The organism is Streptomyces sp. SD15 (assembly GCF_054462255.1).
Genome location: NZ_JBTLMO010000017.1, coordinates 88,975 through 106,676 on the forward strand (window position 1 = coordinate 88,975; position 17,702 = coordinate 106,676).

The window sequence follows — 17,702 nt, forward strand, 5'->3', positions numbered from 1 at the left end:
AGCCCACCGAGTGGCTCGCCGAGGGCGTCGCACCGGCCCCCGGTGTCCTGCGCGAGTCCCGACCGTGACCGCATCGGGACCGTAACCGGCCAACGACCCACCCCCGTCCGGCGTCGAAGGAACGTCAGAGGTCACCACCCCTGGGGGGAACCGCACCATGCGCATACGACGCTCCGTACGACCCGTTCAGCTCCTGGCGGGGATCTTCCTCGCCTCGGCCCTCGTACTCACCGGCTGCAGCGGCGCGGACGACACCGCCAGCAGCAGCGACGCCGGCGCGGAGGCCGCCGTCGACGGCAAGGCCGACCTGCAGGAGGGCGCCGGGGACGGTGGCAAGGGCAGCGCGGCCAAGGCCACCACGGCGCCCAAGCTGACCGCGTCCCACATCATCCGCACCGCCTCACTGACCGTGCAGGTCAAGGACGTGCCCAAGGCGCTGGACCAGGCCCGCACCACCATCGAGAACGCGGGCGGCTACGTCGGCAACGAGACCACCACTCTGGACGAGGAGGGCAGTGAGAGCACCACGGTCGTGTTGCGGGTGCCCGCCGAGGAGTACGGCGACGTCCTCGCCGACCTGGAGGGGGCGGGCAAGCTCATCGACCGGGAGGCCAAGGCGCAGGACGTCACGGACCAGGTCGTCGACGTGGACAGCCGCATCGCGACGCAGCGCGCCAGTGTGAACCGCATCCGCGAGCTGATGGACCAGGCGACCAAGCTCACGGACGTGGTCACCCTGGAGGGCGAGTTGAGCCGCCGCCAGGCCGACCTGGAATCGCTGCTCGCCCGGCAGGCGTCCTTGAAGGACCGGACGAGCCTGGCCACGATCACCCTGTCGCTGTCCGAGTCGCCGGTGAAGAAGTCCGACCAGGACGACGACCCGGGGTTCCTGGACGCGCTGGCCGGCGGCTGGGACGCGTTCGTCACGATGCTGCGCTGGATCGTGGTGGCGCTCGGCGCGGTGCTGCCGTTCGCCGCGCTCGCGGCGCTGCTCGTGTTCGTGTGGTGGCGCGTCGTCCGTGCCCGGCGGGAGCTGCACCGGGTCCCGGCCGTCGCGGGCCCGGCACCGACCACCGGTCCGCCCACTGCCCCGCCCGTCCAGCGGGAAGAGGGCGAGCAGGACTGAAAGGGCAGGTCCCCGTAGCGTGTTCGCATGAGCATGAGTCGTACGAGCGGTACGGGCAGTGCGGGCAGTACGGGCAGTACGGGCAGTACGGGCAGGGCGACGGAGCGCCTGGTCGTGATCGGCGGTGACGCGGCGGGCATGTCCGCCGCGTCGCAGGCGCGCCGGATGCGAGGTCCTGAGGAGCTGGAGATCGTGGCGTTCGAGCGCGGCCACTTCACCTCCTACTCGGCGTGCGGCATCCCGTACTGGGTGGGCGGCGACGTCTCCGAGCGGGACCGGCTGATCGCGCGGACCCCGCAGGAGCACCGGGAGCGCCACATCGAGCTGCGGATGCGCACGGAGGTCACGGAGGTCGACGTCGCGGGCGGCCGGGTCCGCTCCCGGGACCTCGAATCCGGCGCCGAGGAGTGGACGTCGTACGACAAACTCGTGATCGCGACCGGTGCCCGCCCGATCCGCCCGGACCTGCCCGGCGTCGACGCTCCCGGCGTGCACGGGGTGCAGACCCTGGACGACGGCCAGGCCCTCCTGGACACGCTGACCGCGACGGAGGGCCGCCGTGCGGTGGTCGTCGGGGCGGGCTACATCGGCGTGGAGATGGCCGAGGCCCTGATCAACCGCGGTTACGAGGTGACGGTCGTCAACCGCGGCAAGGAGCCGATGTCCACGCTCGACCCGGACATGGGCCGGCTGGTGCACACGGCCATGGAGGCTCTGGGCATCACCATGGTCGACGACGCCGAGGTCACCAAGGTCCTCACCGGAGAGGACGGACGGGTGCGGGCGGTCGCCACGCAGGACGCCGAGTACCCGGCGGACGTGGTCGTGCTCGGCATCGGCGTACGCCCCGAGACCGCACTCGCCAAGGCGGCCGGACTGCCCCTCGGCGACCACGGCGGGCTGCTCACCGACCTGGCGATGCGGGTGCGCGGTCACGAGAACATCTGGGCCGGCGGCGACTGCGTCGAGGTGCTCGACCTGGTCTCGGGGCGCGAACGGCACATCGCGCTGGGCACGCACGCCAACAAGCACGGGCAGGTCATCGGCGCCAACGTGGGCGGCGGTTACGCCACCTTCCCGGGCGTCGTCGGCACGGCGGTGAGCAAGGTCTGCGACCTGGAGATCGCCCGTACCGGGCTGCGCGAGAAGGACGCGCACCGGGCGGGCCTGCGGTTCGAGACCGTCACCATCGAGTCGACCAGCCGCGCGGGCTACTACCCCGGCGCCGAATTCATGACGGTGAAGATGCTCGCCGAGTGCCGCACCGGACGGCTGCTCGGCGTGCAGATCGTCGGCCGCGAGGGTGCCGCGAAGCGGGTCGACATCGCCGCGGTGGCGCTCACCGCGGGCATGACCGTGGAACAGATGACAGCCCTGGACCTGGGCTACGCACCACCGTTCTCACCCGTGTGGGACCCGGTGCTGGTGGCGGCACGCAAGGCGGTAGCAGCGGTACGCAAAAACGCCGGGTAGGTGGAGCGCCCCGTAAGAGAGCGCGGGGCTGTGACGTGTGCGGCTTCGCCGCATGGGCGCGAGCAGCCGAGAACAACCCGCAGTCAACTGGCGGCCGCATCACCCACGGCGCCCCTACGCGGACTCGTGACCGGCGTTCCCATTGATGCGGTCTATGGCCTGCCGCGCCTGCTCCGCAGGCGGCCGCGCCGGCAACGAGGACACCGAGGCCGCCGAGGTGACCGCCGCCGGCTGCGCGGTCGGCGGTTTCGCATGAGCCGCCGGCCGCGCAGCCCGCAGCCGGTGGCTGACGGCCTCGTCGAGGGTCACCGGCCGCTGCATCCGCGCCGCGAGCCGTCCGGCCTCCTGGCCGAGCGCGGCGACGTCCTCCCAGGGGAGGCGCAGCACCAGGGCGATTTCCGCCTCACCGTCGGGCAGGGCATGCATCGGAGGAGTAACTCGGTCGTTCATCGCCTGTGTCCTCACGTCTTCGTCGCGTCGCGGGCGGTTGAGGAGACATACGGACGGGAGTGCGAGGGCGTTCAGGCGAGCACGGATTCACCGGGCCCGCCGAGCAGCTGGCTGCACCTGCTCGGCAACATGCTCTTCCCGAAGAACGCGGGACGCAGCGGACCGCCAGGGGAAGGGCCCTCCGGTCCTGCGTGGTCGTCGCGGCAGGCTCTCGCTGAAGGCGTGCCCCGCGGAGCAAGTCAATCGGCGAGGAAGAGCTTGGCCTGTGCGGTGAACTCGGCCGCCTGCTCGATCTGGATCCAGTGACCGGCGTGCGGGAGCACGTGGAGCCGTGCGTTGGGCAGGTTCTCGGCCAGGTAGTAGCCGGCCGTCACCGGCAGCATCCGGTCCTCGCGGCCGTGCAGCACGAGTGCCTGGTGTCCGATGGCCGCCAGCTCGCCCTCGGTGTACTTGACCGGACCGTGCTCGGGGTTGAAGGTCGCCAGGTGCGAGCGGCGCACGTCGTCGCGGGTGGCCAGCCCGACCCGGGTCCGTGCGATCTCCTCCAGGTTGCCGGCGAAGAGGGCCGTGTCGTCGACGAACCGTACGAGGAGGTCGGCCATCGCCTCGGGCGACGGGTCCTGGTAGAAGGTGATCAGCTTCATCAGGTCCGCGCTCGGCGGGATCGGCGCCCCGCCGCTGCCCATGAGGATCATCTTGTCGATACGGTCGGGCTCTATCTGGGCGGCCCGAAGCGTGATCATGCCGCCCATCGAATTGCCGATGAAGTGCGCCTTCGCGACACCCAGGGCATCGAGCAGGGCGAGGAGCGAGCGGGCGCGCAGGTCGGTGTACTCGGGCATGCCGCCGGTGGGGGCCGGGTCCGGGTGCTCGGAGTCACCGAACCCCAGCACGTCGGGGGCGATGCAGTAATAGGACTCGGCGAACGACGGCATCAGATGAGCCCAGTTGGAGGGTGCGCTGACGCCCGGCCCCGAGCCGTGGATGAACAGGACCGCAGGCTTGGCCGGGTCACCGCAGGTGTAGACGCGCAGCCGGTGCGCGCCTGCCTGGATGTCCTGGCTGCAGACCTCGCGGTCGACGGCGGGGGTCTGTGCAACTGTCCCGGTCACTGGGCGGCCTCCCCGGTCTTGGCCTTCACAGCGGCTTCCTGGAGTTCCTGGCCGCGCTTGGCCAGCTCGACGAGGGACGTGCCGAGCTCCATGGGGTTCTTGTGGCCCCACGCGCTGATGGAGTCGTACTCGCCGACCTCCCAGGCGTCGTCGTCCTCGATGATCAGGCCGCCCCAGCCGTACTCGACCGCGATGCCCGACGGAGAGTGGGCGTAGAAGGAGAACATCTTGTCGTTGGGGTGCATGCCCATGGTGTGCAGCAGCGGCACGCGTGCTTCGACGACGCGGTCGTAGGCCCAGCCCACGTCCGACATGTTGTTGTTCTCGATGAGGAAGTGGTGCAGCTTGACCGGTGCCGGTATCTCCGCGAAGGCCAGCGTGTGGTGACGGCCGTTGCAGTGGGTGAAGGCGGCGTCGACGAAAAGGCCGGGTGCGACCTCGTCCTTGATGTAGTCCGACAGCTTGAAGCCGAGGTGGCCGTAGAACTCGAGCATCCGCTCGCGGCCACCGCCGGGCGTACAGAGCAGGAACATGTGTCCGGCGCCGCCCTGGCGGGTCTGGAAGCCGTACTTGTTGACCTGGCCGGCGTACGGCGTGTCGGCCTTCTTCAGGCCGTTGATCAGCTCGACGCGGTTGTCCTCGGGGTCGGCGGTGACGTAGATGCGGGCCACCCCGCGCTCGGCCGCGAGCGTGGCGTCGCCCTCGGTGACCTCGTGTCCGGCACCGCGCAGCAGCGCGACGACCTCGTCGAGGTCGTCGTCGGAGCCGCAGTCGAACCCGGCGAAGGCCAGGTCGTTGCGCGGGCCCCGCACGATGATCGTGCGGTGGATGTGGTCGTCGAGGCGGAAGGAGCGGATGTCGTCCTCGTGGCGGGCCGGCATCAGTCCGAGCAACTGCCCCGCGAATCCGCTCCAGGCGTCCAGGTCGTCGGCCTCGATGCCGACGTAGGAGAGTTCTTTGATCGTTGCGGCCATGTCGATTCCTTCAGATCTGTTCAGAGGAGGGTGGCGGTCAGGCTGAGACGGCAAGGCCGGTGGGGACGGCGAGGCCAGTGGGGACGGCGAGGCCGGTGGGGTCGGCCGCGGCCACGAAGCGGTCGGGGCGTACGGCGACCACGCGGGCGCCTCGCTCGCGCAGCCAGCTGATGAGGGTGCCGTCGATGTCGACGATCTCTTCGGGCCCCTCGGTGCCTTGGTCGGCGGCGCGGACGGCGAGGTAGCGCGCGCCGACGGCGTCCCAACCGGTCTTCTCCTGGGCCGACAGCACGGTGGCCGGGTGGACGTTGTCGCCGAGGATGACGAAGCCGTCGCCGAGCAGGTCGTCGAGGGGGCGGATGAGGCCGTTGACGGTCGCGGCCCGCGGCTGCGGGATCATTTTGCCGACCGCGCTGTCGGGTGTCGCGGCGCCTGTGAACCAGCCGGCGACGTAGAACGGCGGCCACAGCAGCGGCGGCAGCTGGTCCGTCTGCGCGGCCAGTGCGGCCTGCTCCTCCTCGGAGAGCTCCTGTTTGATGATGCGGCCCAGCTGGATGGAGACCTCGGTGTAGAAGTCGACGTTGGGGCGGCGCTCGGCTTCGTAGGAATCGAGGATCGCGACCGGGAGCGAGCCACCGAGCACGCCGGCGAGCTTCCACGCGAGGTTGAACGCGTCCCGGATGCCCGACTGCATGCCGGAGCCCGCCCACGGCGGCATCAGGTGAGCGGCGTCACCGAGCAGGAAAACACGTTCGCCGACGCGCCATGACTCCGCGGAGCGGACGTGGTGGCTGTAGAAGGCATGGCCGTGGATGTCGATGTCGTCGTGCGAGACCCCGAGCGACTCGAGCAGCGGCCAGAGGTCGGCGTGGGTGGCGAAGTCCGCGTCGGTCTCGCCGGGCTTGAGCGGTATCTCCCAGCGGTGGTTGTCGCCGCCGAGCGCGATGTCGACGACCGGGCGGTCCTTGTCGGACCAGAAGGTGAGGATGTGGCGGTCGGGCCACCAGCGCTTCACCTTGCCGTCGATGACGACCCAGCGCACGTCCAGGGTGTCGCCGATGAGATTGACACCCAGGCGCTCGCGGGTCGCGGTCTCGCCGCCGTAGCAGGCCAGGGCGTACCGGGCGCGCTTCGTGGCGGACTCGCCGGTGGCCACGTTGCGCGTGGTGACCGTGACGCCGTCGGCGTCCTGCTCCACATCGGTCACCTCGACGCCGTACTCGACCCGGACCTTGTCACCGAACCGCTTGGCCCCGTCGCGCAGAGTCTGCTCCATGGCCGGCTGGTAGATCGCGTACGACGTCGCATGGCCGAGCTGCCCCGGTGGGAACGGCACGCGCATCAGCTCGGTGCCGTCGTAGGTGACCCAGCGCAGGGCGAGCGTGGGGTCCATGTCGGCCTTGACCCGCTTGTCGAGACCTATCTGCTGGAAGAGGCGCATCGTCCAGTCATTGACCGTGACGGCTCGGGCCCGGTGGTAGATGTCGCTCGCGCGCTCGAACGCGATCGCGCTGACGCCGAGCGTGCCGAGTGCGTTGGCCGCGGCGACACCCGAGGGGCCGTAACCGATGATCGCGACATCGGCGTCGAAATCGTGGGGACGCATACATGCCTCAGTTCTGTAATGAATATTCCAGACAGATTGACGTGGGCCTCATTAGAAGTGGCCAGAAGGGGGCTGTCAAGGGTCTGGAATGAACACTCCAGATAGAATGTGGGGATGCCGACCACAGCTGCAGGCCGCCGCACCAAGCGCCAGCTCCAGGGCGAGCGATCGCGGGACGAGATTCTCGACGCCGCCTCGCGGATGATGTCGCTTCGCGGATACGACGGGACGAGCATCGCCGACATCGCCCGGGAGTCAGGACTGCCCAACAGCTCGATCTACTGGCACTTCAACTCCAAGCTGGGCATCCTCGCCGCGGTCATGGAGCGCGGGGCCGGCCTCTTCTTCGCGAGCGTCACCACGCCCGAACCGGGCCCCGGAGACACCCCCGAGGTGTACCTGCGCCGCACCCTCCGCGCCTCCGGCGCCGCCTTCGTCGAACACCCGGATTTCCTGCGGCTGTTCGTGCTGCTCTTGCTGAGCGGCAACACCCCTGAGACGGCCGAGATCGTCGAGCGGGTGCGGGCCCACGCGCGCTCCAACCTCCATGCTGTGATCACTCACGCCTTCACCACCCTTGCCCCTGACCGGGCAGGGCAGGTCGCCGACGACACCGTCGACTTCGCGCTCGCGGGCTTCGACGGCGCCTTCCTCGCACTCCAGGCGAACCCGGCCGTGGCGCACGAGCGCCTGATGGAGCAGCTCGCCGTCGCGCTGTCGAGCCTGGGCAGGGAAGCGCTCCGCGCGTAATCGGGATCGGCCGGGACGGTCGGCGGTCCCGGCTGCGCCGCGTGGCGGGCCCCTCTTGGGGAGCCCCGCCGGCCTCCGTGCGGCGATCCATCCCACCGGGGGCTAAAAGTATTCAGAAGTCACCTGGTGATCGAGTCGCCCGAGGTGTCGTGCGTGCTCGGATTCACGGCGCACCTGTCCAGCTTCACGCCCTGCGCGCTCGGCTTGAGGACGGGCAACCGGAATCCTCTGGGCGCGGTCGTCTTCCCTGGGTCAGGTGGGATCGCGGGCGCCGCCCAGGCGTGCGGGCGTGGCTTCGGTGCCGCGATCCGCACCGCCGAGCCCGGCGTCACCTGCCGCGCCGAGAGCGCCGATCATGCCGCCGTTGGTGCTCGTGGCGCCTGATTGGCTGCGCCTCATTCCGGTACAGCCATCCCTTGACATTCCTCGATCGCGAGCGTTACATGCAGGTAACTGAGCAACTATCGCTCGATAGTGTTCATATAACGCACGAGCGCCGTACAAGGGAATCCGGATCATGGCCGTCACAAAAGAGACCGCGTCGCGCGACATCGCCCTTCCGTCGGGGCTGCACATGCGGTACTACGAGGCCGGCGAGGCCGGTGCCAGGCCCGTCGTCCTGCTGCACGGCTCCGGCCCCGGCGCGACCGGCTGGTCGAACTTCTCCGGCAACATCGACGCCATCGCCGACGCCGGCTTCCATGTCATCGCCCCTGACATGCCGGGCTGGGGCGATTCCGACGCGCAGGCGACCACGGACATGGACCACGACAAGACGCTCGTGGAGTTCCTGGACGCGCTCGGCCTGCCCAAGGCGGCCCTGGTCGGCAACTCGATGGGCGCCCACACCGCGGTCCGCTTCGCCACGCTGCACCCCGAGCGCATCACCCACCTGGTGACGATGGGGGCCTCACTCGGCCGCGGCCCGGCCTCCCTCTTCGGCGCTGGTGACGGCCCGAGCGAGGGCCTGAAGGTCCTGGTCAAGGCGTACAAGGACGCGAGCCCGGAGAACATGAAGGCGCTCGTCGAGATCATGACCTACGACAAGGCGCGCTTCGCGACCCCGGAGCTGACCCGGGCCCGCTCGGAAGCGGCGCTCGCCCGTCCCGACCACCTCAAGAACTATGTCGAGGGCCTCGCGCACGGCGCCCCGATCCCGATCAAGGTGGACCGCGACAAGATCTCCGGCATCCGGACGCCGACCCTGCTGATCCACGGCAAGGACGATCGGGTCCTGCACTACGAGACCAGCCTGTGGCTCCTGGCCAACATCCCCAACTCGCGGCTCGTACTGCTCAACCGCTGCGGCCACTGGGCCATGGTCGAGCACGCCGCAGAGTTCAACCGCCTCGTCATCGACTTCCTCTCCCACAACTGACAGCTGACCCGATCGGACACACCCCCATGACCACCTTCGACACTGACGTCGTCGTCATCGGAGCCGGGCCGGTGGGCCTCACCCTCGCCAACCTGATCGGTGTACGCGGCCACCGGGCCACCGTGCTCGAAGCCCGCCACGAGCTGATCGGCTACCCCCGCGGTGTCGGCCTCGACGACGAGTCGATCCGCACCCTGCACACGGCGGGCCTGTGGCAGCAGATCCAGCCCTACACGGTCCCGCACCACGTGGTCCGGCTGGTCAACGGCACGGGCCAGGTGCTCGCCACCAACGCTCCCAAGACGCAGGAGTTCGGCTACCCGCGCAAGCACGGCTTCATCCAGCCGCTGGTCGACAAGGAGCTGGCCGCCGGGCTCGACCGCTTCGAGGGCACCGAGCTGCGCTTCAGTCACCGTGTCGTAGGGATCGAGGACCGCGGGGACCACGTCGCGGTCACCGCCGAGCGGCTCGACGCCGACGACAACGCCACCGGGACGGTGACTCTCACCGCTCGGTACGCCGTCGGCTGCGAGGGCGGCAGCTCCTTCACCCGCAAGTGGATGGGCGTCCGGTTCGAAGGCAAGTCGCCGTCGACCCGATGGGTGGTCGTCGACGTCGAGAACGACCCGATCGGCACCCCGTCGGTGTACCTCGGCGCCGACCCGCGCCGACCGTACGTGTCCATCGGTCTTCCCCAGGGCATCCGCCGCTGGGAGTTCATGCTCCACGACGACGAGCCCACCGAGCTGTTCGACGACCCCACGTTCCTGCACTCCCTGCTCCGCCGCCACGTCCCCGACCCGTCGGCGCTGAAGGTCATCAACCAGCGCACCTTCACCCACCACGGCCGGGTCGCCTCGGACTTCCGCAAGGGCCGGGTCTTCATCGCCGGTGACGCCGCGCACCTGATGCCGGTCTGGCTCGGCCAGGGCTGGAACTCCGGGATACGTGACGCGACCAACCTGGCGTGGAAGTTCACCGCCGTCCTGTCCGGCGACGCCGACGACGCCCTCCTCGACACCTACACCGAGGAGCGCCGCAAGCACGCCGCCGACATGATCGACGTGAACATGGCGGCCGGTACGGTCATGAAGATGGGCCGCTTCGGCGGCAAGGTGCGCGACCTGTCCGCCTCCGCGCTCAACCTCGTGCCGAAGTGGAAGTCGTACTTCACCGAGCTGCGGTTCAAGCCGATGCCGCGCTACGCCGCCGGTGTCGTCGTCGACCAGGCCACGCTCACCCCGGGCCAGGCGCAGGCCGGCTTCAAGCGCAGCAAGCTGGCACCGTTCATCGACTCGGCGGGTGAACTCTCGCCGGTCGGTCTGCAGTTCATCCAGCCCCGGGTGAACACCGCGGACGCCACGAACGTCCTGCTCGACGACGTCACCGGCGACTGGTGGACGCTGGCCACCTGGGGCACCGACCCGACGGCGTTCCTCTCTCCCACCGACCTCGAGTTCGTCCGCCGCCACCGGATCAAACTGGTCTCCTTCATGCCGGAGACCCAGCGCACCTGGGCCGAGAAGCAGTACGCGGGCTCCTCGGCGCCGGTCACCGTGGTCGGTGACACCACTGGGGCCCTCAAGGACTGGTTCGACGTCCGCTCCTGCGGCCTGGTCGTGCTGCGCCCCGACCGCTTCGTCGCCGCGGCCTCCCTGACCCGGCAGGCGACGCAGGCCCTCGCCTCCGTCAGGAAGGCCGGTTCGCTCTTCACAGCGGGAACCGCTGCAGACACCCCTGCGCAGACCACGGCACGTACCACGGAAGGAGTGCAGGCATGAGCCTCGCCGTCGTCACGATGTCGCACAGCCCGCTCCTCGAGTACGCCGACCCGCCCGCCGAGGTGGTCGACGCCGTCCACAGCGCCTTCGCCGCCGCGCGGGCCTTCGTCAAGGAGTACGACCCCACGCTGGTCGTCTCCTTCGCACCCGATCACTACAACGGGTTCTTCTACGACCTGATGCCGCCGTTCTGTATCGGCTACGAGGCGTTGGGCGTCGGTGACTACGGCACTGCCGAAGGCCCGCTGAGCGTGCCGACCGAGCGCGCCGAGGATCTGGCCCAGTGGGTGGCCGAACGCGACATCGACGTGGCCATCTCCCGTCGGATGGAGGTCGACCACGGCGCCATCCAGCCGCTGGAGCTCCTCTTCGGCGGCATCGACACAGTGCCGACCATCCCGGTCTTCGTCAACGGTGTCGCCAAGCCGTTCGTGACCATGCGCCGGGTCCGCAGGCTCGGCGAGGCGATCGGCGGCTTCCTCTCGACGCTCAAGGACGAGCGCGTTCTCGTCATCGGCTCCGGCGGCCTCTCCCACGACCCGCCGGTACCGCAGTGGGCCACCGCCGACGACACCGCCCGCGCCCTGCTGCTCAACGGCAGGCACCCCACGGCCGCGGCCCGTGACGCCCGGCAGCAACGGGTCATCGACACGGCTAAGGCTTTCACGGCGGGCACGGCCACCATCCAGGAACTCAACCCCGAGTGGGACCAGGCCCTGATGGCGACCCTCGCCTCTGGCGATCTCTCCGCGGTCGACGCGATGACGCCCGAGCAGATGGCGAAGGATGCCGGAAACTCCGCCCACGAGGTCCGCACCTGGGTCGCCGCCTTCGCGGCCCTCGGCGCGGCGGGCCCGTACGACGTGGCGTACTCGTTCTACCGGCCGATCCGCGAGTACATAGCAGGCTTCGGCGTGATGACGGCGCACACCGCACCGTGACCGATTGGCCGACCTGTCATTGCGGCTGCCGGTGTGTCACATCCGCACTGGTCAGCGCCGAGCGAGCCAGTCCTTCGGCGGCCCACTGACGCCTGGGGGTCCCGATCCACCCGGCGGCAACGGGCCTGAGTACGTACCACTCCCGGCCCGTGGTCGTGGACGACAGGCTGGCGGGCGCCGTGCCGCCAAGCCACACTCGCCCGGGCCAACTGGGCGCGCGCCCAGTCCGAGCTGTTGGAGCCGTCTGGGCCGCGGGGGCGATCTGTTCGTCGTTGTCGACCTTGATGGGGTCCATGACGAAGGCACCCGACTCAGCAGCCGCACCTCGGCCCGCGCGGTCCTGGCCTTGCCTGCGGTCGCGCTGCCCGTGCCGGTGCCGCCGCGCATCACGGACCCGGTGAAGTCGGTGATGAATGAGTCGTCGGCGTCGATGCCGGTCGGTCTGACCGTCGCGGTGCTGTTCACCTCGGACAACCCGTAGCCGCCGGCATAGGTGTTGCTTCCGGCGTGGCCGCCCTCGTCGAGCCGGCCGGCGTGGAGAGCACGCCTCCGCTCACCGTCACGTTGGTGTCCCCGATGGAGTCTTTGGCCACGCCACCGCCCGTCAGGGCGGGGGGTCCTGCTGCGGCTGGGCCGCCCGGGTGGGGCGGCCCAGCCGCAGCGCCAGGACCGGGTCGGGTCTGCGGACACGGGCGACGGCCCGGCCGCTGTCCGGGGATTGCCGTGCCGTCCCCCGTGGGTCAGTGGGACTCGGCCAGCCCCAGCGCCACATCGACGATCATGTCTTCCTGGCCGCCGACGAGGCCGCGCTTACCGACCTCCACGAGGATGGTGCGCACGTCGACGCCGTAGCGCTCGGCCGCGGTCTCGGCATGGCGCAGGAAGGAGCCGTAGACGCCGGCGTAGCCGAGGGTGAGGGACTCGCGGTCGACGCGCACCGGGCGGTCCTGCAGCGGACGCACCAGGTCGTCGGCGGCGTCCTGGAGCCCGAACAGGTCGCAGCCGTGGGCCCAGCCGTTGAGGTCGGCCACGGCGATGAACGCCTCCAGCGGGGTGTTGCCCGCGCCCGCACCCTGGCCCGCCAGCGAGGCGTCGACCCGGGTGGCGCCCTCCTCCACCGCGATCATCGAGTTGGCGACCGAGAGGGAGAGGTTCTCGTGGGCATGGACGCCGATCTCGGTCGCCGGGTCGAGGACGTCCCGGTAGGCGCGGATGCGGTCGCGGATGCCGTCCATCATCAGACGGCCGCCGGAGTCGGTGACGTACACGCAGTGCGCGCCGTACGACTCCATGAGCTTGGCTTGCCCGGCGAGCGTCTTGGCGTCGGCCATGTGGCTCATCATCAGGAAGCCGGACACGTCCATGCCCAGCTCGCGGGCGGTAGCGATGTGCTGCGCGGAGACGTCGGCCTCGGTGCAGTGGGTGGCCACACGCACCGAGCGGACGCCGAGCGCGTACGCCTGCTTGAGCTCCTCGATGGTGCCGATGCCGGGCAGCAGCAGCGTGGTGAGGCGGGCGTTCTTGATGTGGGCGGCGGCGGTCTCGATCCACTCCCAGTCGGTGTGGCTGCCTGGACCGTAGTTGAGGGAGCCGCCGGCGAGGCCGTCGCCGTGGGAGACCTCGATGCCGTCGACGCCTGCGGCGTCGAGCGCGGCCACGATCCGGCCGAGCTGCTCCGGCTCGATGCGGTGGCGGATGGCGTGCATTCCGTCCCGCAGGGTGACGTCCTGGATGAAGAGCCTGTCGACGGTCATGCGCCCGCTCCCTGAAGTTCGTTGCTGTGGGCGGCCATGGCCTCGGCCATGCGGACGGCCGCGCTGGTCATGATGTCGAGGTTGCCGGCGTAGGCCGGCAGGTAGTGGGCGGCGCCCTCGACCTCGAGAAAGACCGACACCTGGTGGGTGACCGGGTCCGAGGTGAGGGTGTGCACCGGCTGGTCGGCGGGGACCGGAGTGATCTGCACCTGTCGCTTGAGCCGGTAGCCGGGCACGTACGCCGACACCTGCTCGACCATCGCGGCGATGGAGGCGCGGATCGCCTCGTGTGTGTCCGTTTCCGGTGCGTTCACCAGGGCGAGCACGGTGTCCCGCATGATCAGCGGGGGCTCGGCCGGGTTGAGGATGATGACGGCCTTGCCGCGCCCCGCGCCGCCGACGCTCTCGATGGCGTGGCTCGTGGTCTCGGTGAATTCGTCGATGTTGGCGCGGGTACCGGGGCCTGCGCTCTTCGACGCGATGGACGCGACGATCTCCGCGTACGGCACCGGAGCCACCTGGGAGATCGCGGCGACGACCGGGATCGTGGCCTGACCGCCGCAGGTGACCATGTTGACGTTGTCCGCGGCGACGTGCTCGGTGAGGTTGACCGCGGGGATCACCATCGGACCGATCGCGGCTGGTGTCAGGTCGATGAGCTGCTTGCCGTGCGGGGCGAGGACGGCGGCGTTGGCCACATGGGCCTTGGCGGACGTGGCATCGAAGACGATCTTGATGTCCTCGAAGCCGTCCATGCGGACCAGGCCCTCGACGCCCTCGGCCGTGACCGGGACGCCGAGCCGCTGGGCGCGGGCGAGCCCGTCGGAGGCGGGGTCGATGCCGACCATCGCGCCCACCTCCAGGGTGTCGGACAGGCGCAGCACCTTGATCATCAGGTCGGTGCCGATGTTGCCCGAGCCGATGATGGCCACCTTGGTCTTCATACGGAGGTTCCTTCGTCGGAGTCGGAGAGCGCGTCGCCCTCGGGGGACGCGGGGAAGCGGACGGAGACGGACCCGAGGCCGCTGATCTCGGCGGTGAAAGCGTCACCGGGCTCGGCGACGGCCATCGGGCCGAGGGCACCGGAGAGCACGACCTGGCCCGCGCGCAGCGGGTCGCCGAGCTGGCGTGCGGTCCGCGCCAGCCAGGCGAGCGCGGTCAGCGGGTCGCCGAGGCAGGCCGCGCCGTCACCGCTGGAGACGGTCTCGCAGCCCCGGGTGAGCGTCATGGCGGCGGTCACCGGCTCGAACTCGGCCATCGTCTTCGTCGCCGACCCGAGCACGTACAGGGCGCTGGAGCCGTTGTCGGCGACGGTGTCGCCGAAGGTGATGTCCCAGCCGGCGATTCGGCTGTCGACGATCTCCAGGGCCGGGACGGCGTACGCCACGGCGTCCCGGATCTGCTCCGCATCCAGGGGGCCCTCGGCGAGGTCCGCGCCGAGCACGAACGCGATCTCGGCCTCGACCTTCGGCTGGAGCAGCCGCCCGGCCGGCACCAGGGTGCCGTCGGTGACCTGCATGTCGTCGAAGAGGACACCGAAGTCAGGCTGGTCCACGCCGAGTTGGGCCTGGACGGCGGGCGAGGTGAGGCCGATCTTGCGTCCAGTGACGCGCGCGCCGGTCTCCAAATGGCGTGCGGTGAGCAGCTCCTGGACGGCGTACGCCGCCTTCACGTCGTCGCTGCCGATCAGGTCGCGGACCGGGGAGCAGGGCACGCGGTCGGCGGCGGCTGCCAACAGACGCTGAGCTGCCTTTGCTACGGCGTCGCTGCCACGGGGGGTCTCGTTCATGCCCTCAGCTTGGAGACTCAAGGCGCGCGGCGCCCAGGAAAAAGTTCCGCGCGACGGAACACGGGCCTGTCCGCCGGGCAACCCCGGGGGGTCAGTGCCGCAGGAGTTCCTCGCGTCGGCCGAGGGTGGCGGTGATGCCGCCCGCCGCCGCCCGGATGCTGTTGGCGTGCCGGGCGGGCTGGAAGCGGTGCACGGGGCCTGTCACACTGACCGCGCCCAGGATCTCGTCCGACGGGCCGAAGATCCCGGACGCGACGCAGACGATGCCGACCGCCGACTCCTCGTACTCGAACGCGACGCCCTTCGCGGCGATGTCGGAGAGCTGGCGCGTGAGGACGTCGACGTTGGTGATGGTCCGGGGGGCCCGGCGTTCCAGCGGTCCGCGCAGCACCGACTCACGGACATCGGCGGGCGCGTGGGCGAGGAGAACCTTGCCGAGGGCAGTGGAGTGCAGCGGCATGCGCCCGCCGAGCCGGGAGGGGGAGTCGGCCTGCTGGTGCCCGCCCATCTTCGCCACGTAGACCACCTCGGTGCCCTCGCGGATGCCTAGGTGGACCAGTTCGTGCGTGCGCACGTACAGGTCCTCCAGGAACGGGGTCGCCACCTCCAGCAGGCCGCGCTCGACCGAGGCGCGCATCCCCAGTTCGAAGACCAGGCTGGACAGACGGTAGCGGCCCTGTACCCGGTCGAGCAGGCGCGCGGCCACCAGATCGCCGAGCGTGCGATGCAAGGTGCCCTTGGGCAGGCCGGTGCGACGCTGCAACTCGGCGAAGCCGAGGGTGGTGTCCTCGACGCTGAACGCCTGCAGCACGGCGAGTGCCTTGCTCAGCACACCGCTCGGTGCGGCCTCGCCCACGCCTGCCTCCACTTCTCGCCGCCGCGCGTGTCCCCTCCAGGTCATGGCCTGCCGGCGTGATCCGATTCTACGGCGATCGGATCACGCAGGGCGTGGGCGGAGGTCACAGGCTGTCATCGCGCGGCCGTAGACTGCCGGAATGAGTGACGATCAGGTGGCCTCGAGCACGCGGGGTAGCGAGACCGCCCGGGGCTTGACGGCGCAGGGCGGCGGCGCGCAGGGAAAGGCCGCCGGCTCCCAGACACTCGCCCGCGGCCTGCTGGCGCTGGAGGCGATCGCGGGTCAGCCTCAGGGCCTGACCGTGAACGAGGTGGCACAGCGGCTCGACGTCCATCGCACCATCGCGTACCGCATCCTGGTCACGCTCGCTGAGTTCCGGCTGGTCGTTCGCAGCTCCGACGGCCGCTATCGCGCCGGCTCGGGCACGGTCACGCTGGCGCGCGGGTACGCGGCGGGCATCCGGGAGGCAGCGCTGCCCGTTCTGCGGCGCACCGCCGACGAGCTGGGCGCCACTGTCGCGCTGATCTCCGAAGAAGGCGACGAGGCCGTCGCCGTCGCGGTGGTCGAGCCACAGACCGTCGACTACCACATCGCCTATCGCGTGGGCAGCCGCCACCCGATCGGTGTCGGCGCCGCTGGGCTCGCCCTCGCCGCGCTGCGTCTGCCCTCCCCGGGGGAGCCGGCCGCCGTGGCGGAGGTCAGGGAGCGGGGGTACGCCCGTACGTTCGGGCAGATCGAACCCGGGGCTTTCGGCGTTGCCGTGCCGCTGCACACCGCCGACCCTGCGCTGCACCTGTGCGTGAACCTGATCACCGCCCGAGAGGACGTGGTTGACGCGGCCGTGCCGGTGATGCGCGCGGTGGCCGAGGAGATCGCGGCGCTCGGCTGACATCCCGGCCACAGGCGGGCCTGGACGGGACGGCCACCGCTGCTCGGAAGTCCACGCCCTCGGGCTTCCGTACGCTCTCCACGACTTGGTGGGCGGGTGTCCCTCAGGCGGAGAGCAACCTGCATCTCCAGTCCGCCCAAAGCGGGAACAACTCACAACCTGACCAGAGGTCACGGCCAACGAAGGCGCGGGCGCTGACGACCTTGACCTGATGGTGATCCGGAAACAGGTCGAGCAGAGCCCCCAGATCTGGCCTGCTCCATGACCTCCTCCCACCCCTTGCCCCGGTGCGCCGCGGGCTTGCGCGGGGCCGTCGCCAACGCTCTGTTGAGCAACAGCACACCCTGCTGCGTCCACGGTGTCAGATCACCGTTCGACGGCCTGGGCAGCCCCAAGTCGGAGTGCATCTCCCGGAAGACGTTCTCCAGACTGCCCGGCAAGGAACACACCTCGGGCGCCACCCCGAAACTCAACCCGATCACCGTCCCCGGCGTGGGGTAGGGATCCTGGCCGACAATCAAGACGCGGACGTTATTGAAGGGCTGCTGGAAGGCGCGCAGGAAATTCGCCCCCGCCGGAAGGTAGGTCCGGCCGGCCGCAATCTCGTCCCGACGGAAGTCACCCATGGCGGCAATGCGTTCGCTCGCAGGCTCAAGAGCCTTCGCCCAGCCTGCTTCAACGAGTTCACGCAAGGGGCCTGGTGCCACGGCGCGTCACTCTACTGGTACGCGACGGGCCCCTGCACAGCAGAGAAGCCCTCACGCATGGAGACCACTTTCGGCACTACTCTTCCTCCTCGTCGAGGTCTTCGAGCCGGTCGAGC

17 protein-coding genes and 1 pseudogene are annotated in these 17,702 nt (G+C 70.2%); 8 read left to right on the forward strand and 10 right to left on the reverse strand.

The features are described 5' to 3' along the window. The first annotated feature begins 157 nt into the window (after nt 1-157). Nucleotides 158-1,126 carry a DUF4349 domain-containing protein gene (locus ACX28W_RS18880; RefSeq protein ID WP_459000147.1) on the forward strand — a complete coding sequence of 323 codons (969 nt, stop codon included), beginning with the start codon at nt 158-160 and terminating at the stop codon, nt 1,124-1,126. 33 nt (nt 1,127-1,159) lie between these two features. Continuing rightward, nucleotides 1,160-2,599, forward strand: a complete 1,440-nt coding sequence (locus ACX28W_RS18885; RefSeq protein ID WP_459000217.1) for an FAD-dependent oxidoreductase — start codon at nt 1,160-1,162, stop codon at nt 2,597-2,599. Between the two features lie 114 nt (nt 2,600-2,713). On the opposite strand, the gene ACX28W_RS18890 is transcribed toward ACX28W_RS18885, so the two are convergent. The 4 genes from ACX28W_RS18890 to ACX28W_RS18905 all read right to left on the reverse strand — a co-directional run bounded on the left by ACX28W_RS18890 (nt 2,714) and on the right by ACX28W_RS18905 (nt 6,741). Continuing rightward, nucleotides 2,714-3,049: a hypothetical protein gene (locus tag ACX28W_RS18890; RefSeq protein WP_459000148.1), complete on the reverse strand. Its 336-nt coding sequence runs from the start codon at nt 3,047-3,049 to the stop codon at nt 2,714-2,716. A 239-nt stretch (nt 3,050-3,288) separates the two neighbouring features. Then, a complete protein-coding gene (locus tag ACX28W_RS18895) occupies nt 3,289-4,161 on the reverse strand; it encodes an alpha/beta fold hydrolase (protein WP_459000149.1) in 873 nt (290 codons plus the stop codon). Continuing rightward, nucleotides 4,158-5,135, reverse strand: coding sequence for a VOC family protein (locus ACX28W_RS18900; protein WP_459000150.1), 978 nt, complete (start codon nt 5,133-5,135; stop codon nt 4,158-4,160). The genes ACX28W_RS18895 and ACX28W_RS18900 overlap by 4 nt, the downstream gene beginning before the upstream one ends. Before the next feature lie 37 nt (nt 5,136-5,172). After that, a complete protein-coding gene (locus ACX28W_RS18905; RefSeq protein WP_459000151.1) occupies nt 5,173-6,741 on the reverse strand; it encodes an FAD-dependent monooxygenase in 1,569 nt (522 codons plus the stop codon). Between the two features lie 114 nt (nt 6,742-6,855). On the opposite strand from ACX28W_RS18905, the gene ACX28W_RS18910 reads away from it, so the two are divergent. Next, nucleotides 6,856-7,491 carry a TetR/AcrR family transcriptional regulator gene (locus tag ACX28W_RS18910; protein WP_459000153.1) on the forward strand — a complete coding sequence of 212 codons (636 nt, stop codon included), beginning with the start codon at nt 6,856-6,858 and terminating at the stop codon, nt 7,489-7,491. A 252-nt stretch (nt 7,492-7,743) separates the two neighbouring features. Here the strand turns inward: ACX28W_RS18910 and ACX28W_RS18915 are convergent, their stop codons facing one another. Then, the gene (locus ACX28W_RS18915; protein ID WP_459000154.1) at nt 7,744-7,890 is read right to left on the reverse strand and encodes a hypothetical protein; all 147 of its coding nucleotides are present in this window, start codon (nt 7,888-7,890) and stop codon (nt 7,744-7,746) included. Between the two features lie 118 nt (nt 7,891-8,008). Between ACX28W_RS18915 and ACX28W_RS18920 the strand changes: the two genes are divergently transcribed. The 4 genes from ACX28W_RS18920 (at nt 8,009) to ACX28W_RS18935 (ending at nt 12,072) form a co-directional block, all read left to right on the forward strand. Further along, the gene (locus ACX28W_RS18920; RefSeq protein WP_459000155.1) at nt 8,009-8,869 is read left to right on the forward strand and encodes an alpha/beta fold hydrolase; all 861 of its coding nucleotides are present in this window, start codon (nt 8,009-8,011) and stop codon (nt 8,867-8,869) included. A gap of 26 nt (nt 8,870-8,895) precedes the next feature. Next, nucleotides 8,896-10,650, forward strand: a complete 1,755-nt coding sequence (gene mhpA / locus ACX28W_RS18925) for a bifunctional 3-(3-hydroxy-phenyl)propionate/3-hydroxycinnamic acid hydroxylase MhpA (RefSeq protein ID WP_459000156.1) — start codon at nt 8,896-8,898, stop codon at nt 10,648-10,650. Continuing rightward, nucleotides 10,647-11,591, forward strand: a complete 945-nt coding sequence (locus ACX28W_RS18930; RefSeq protein WP_459000157.1) for a 3-carboxyethylcatechol 2,3-dioxygenase — start codon at nt 10,647-10,649, stop codon at nt 11,589-11,591. The genes mhpA and ACX28W_RS18930 overlap by 4 nt, the downstream gene beginning before the upstream one ends. A 346-nt stretch (nt 11,592-11,937) precedes the next feature. Then, a complete protein-coding gene (locus ACX28W_RS18935) occupies nt 11,938-12,072 on the forward strand; it encodes a hypothetical protein (protein ID WP_459000159.1) in 135 nt (44 codons plus the stop codon). Nucleotides 12,073-12,331: 259 nt separating this feature from the next. Here the strand turns inward: ACX28W_RS18935 and dmpG are convergent, their stop codons facing one another. The 4 genes from dmpG to ACX28W_RS18955 all read right to left on the reverse strand — a co-directional run bounded on the left by dmpG (nt 12,332) and on the right by ACX28W_RS18955 (nt 15,990). Beyond that, a complete protein-coding gene (dmpG, locus tag ACX28W_RS18940; protein WP_459000161.1) occupies nt 12,332-13,345 on the reverse strand; it encodes a 4-hydroxy-2-oxovalerate aldolase in 1,014 nt (337 codons plus the stop codon). Further along, a complete protein-coding gene (locus ACX28W_RS18945) occupies nt 13,342-14,289 on the reverse strand; it encodes an acetaldehyde dehydrogenase (acetylating) (RefSeq protein WP_459000162.1) in 948 nt (315 codons plus the stop codon). The genes dmpG and ACX28W_RS18945 overlap by 4 nt, the downstream gene beginning before the upstream one ends. After that, nucleotides 14,286-15,134, reverse strand: a complete 849-nt coding sequence (locus ACX28W_RS18950) for a 2-keto-4-pentenoate hydratase (protein ID WP_459000163.1) — start codon at nt 15,132-15,134, stop codon at nt 14,286-14,288. Before ACX28W_RS18950 ends, ACX28W_RS18945 begins: the two co-directional genes overlap by 4 nt. A gap of 91 nt (nt 15,135-15,225) precedes the next feature. Then, on the reverse strand, nt 15,226-15,990 hold the full coding sequence (locus ACX28W_RS18955) for an IclR family transcriptional regulator (protein ID WP_351146351.1): 765 nt from the start codon (nt 15,988-15,990) through the stop codon (nt 15,226-15,228). A gap of 139 nt (nt 15,991-16,129) precedes the next feature. Between ACX28W_RS18955 and ACX28W_RS18960 the strand changes: the two genes are divergently transcribed. Continuing rightward, a complete protein-coding gene (locus tag ACX28W_RS18960; RefSeq protein WP_459000164.1) occupies nt 16,130-16,879 on the forward strand; it encodes an IclR family transcriptional regulator in 750 nt (249 codons plus the stop codon). Nucleotides 16,880-17,130: 251 nt separating this feature from the next. Here ACX28W_RS18960 and ACX28W_RS18965 read toward each other — a convergent pair. Then, nucleotides 17,131-17,586 (reverse strand): annotated as a pseudogene (locus ACX28W_RS18965) (uracil-DNA glycosylase); the annotation flags it as partial. Nucleotides 17,587-17,702: the final 116 nt, after the last annotated feature.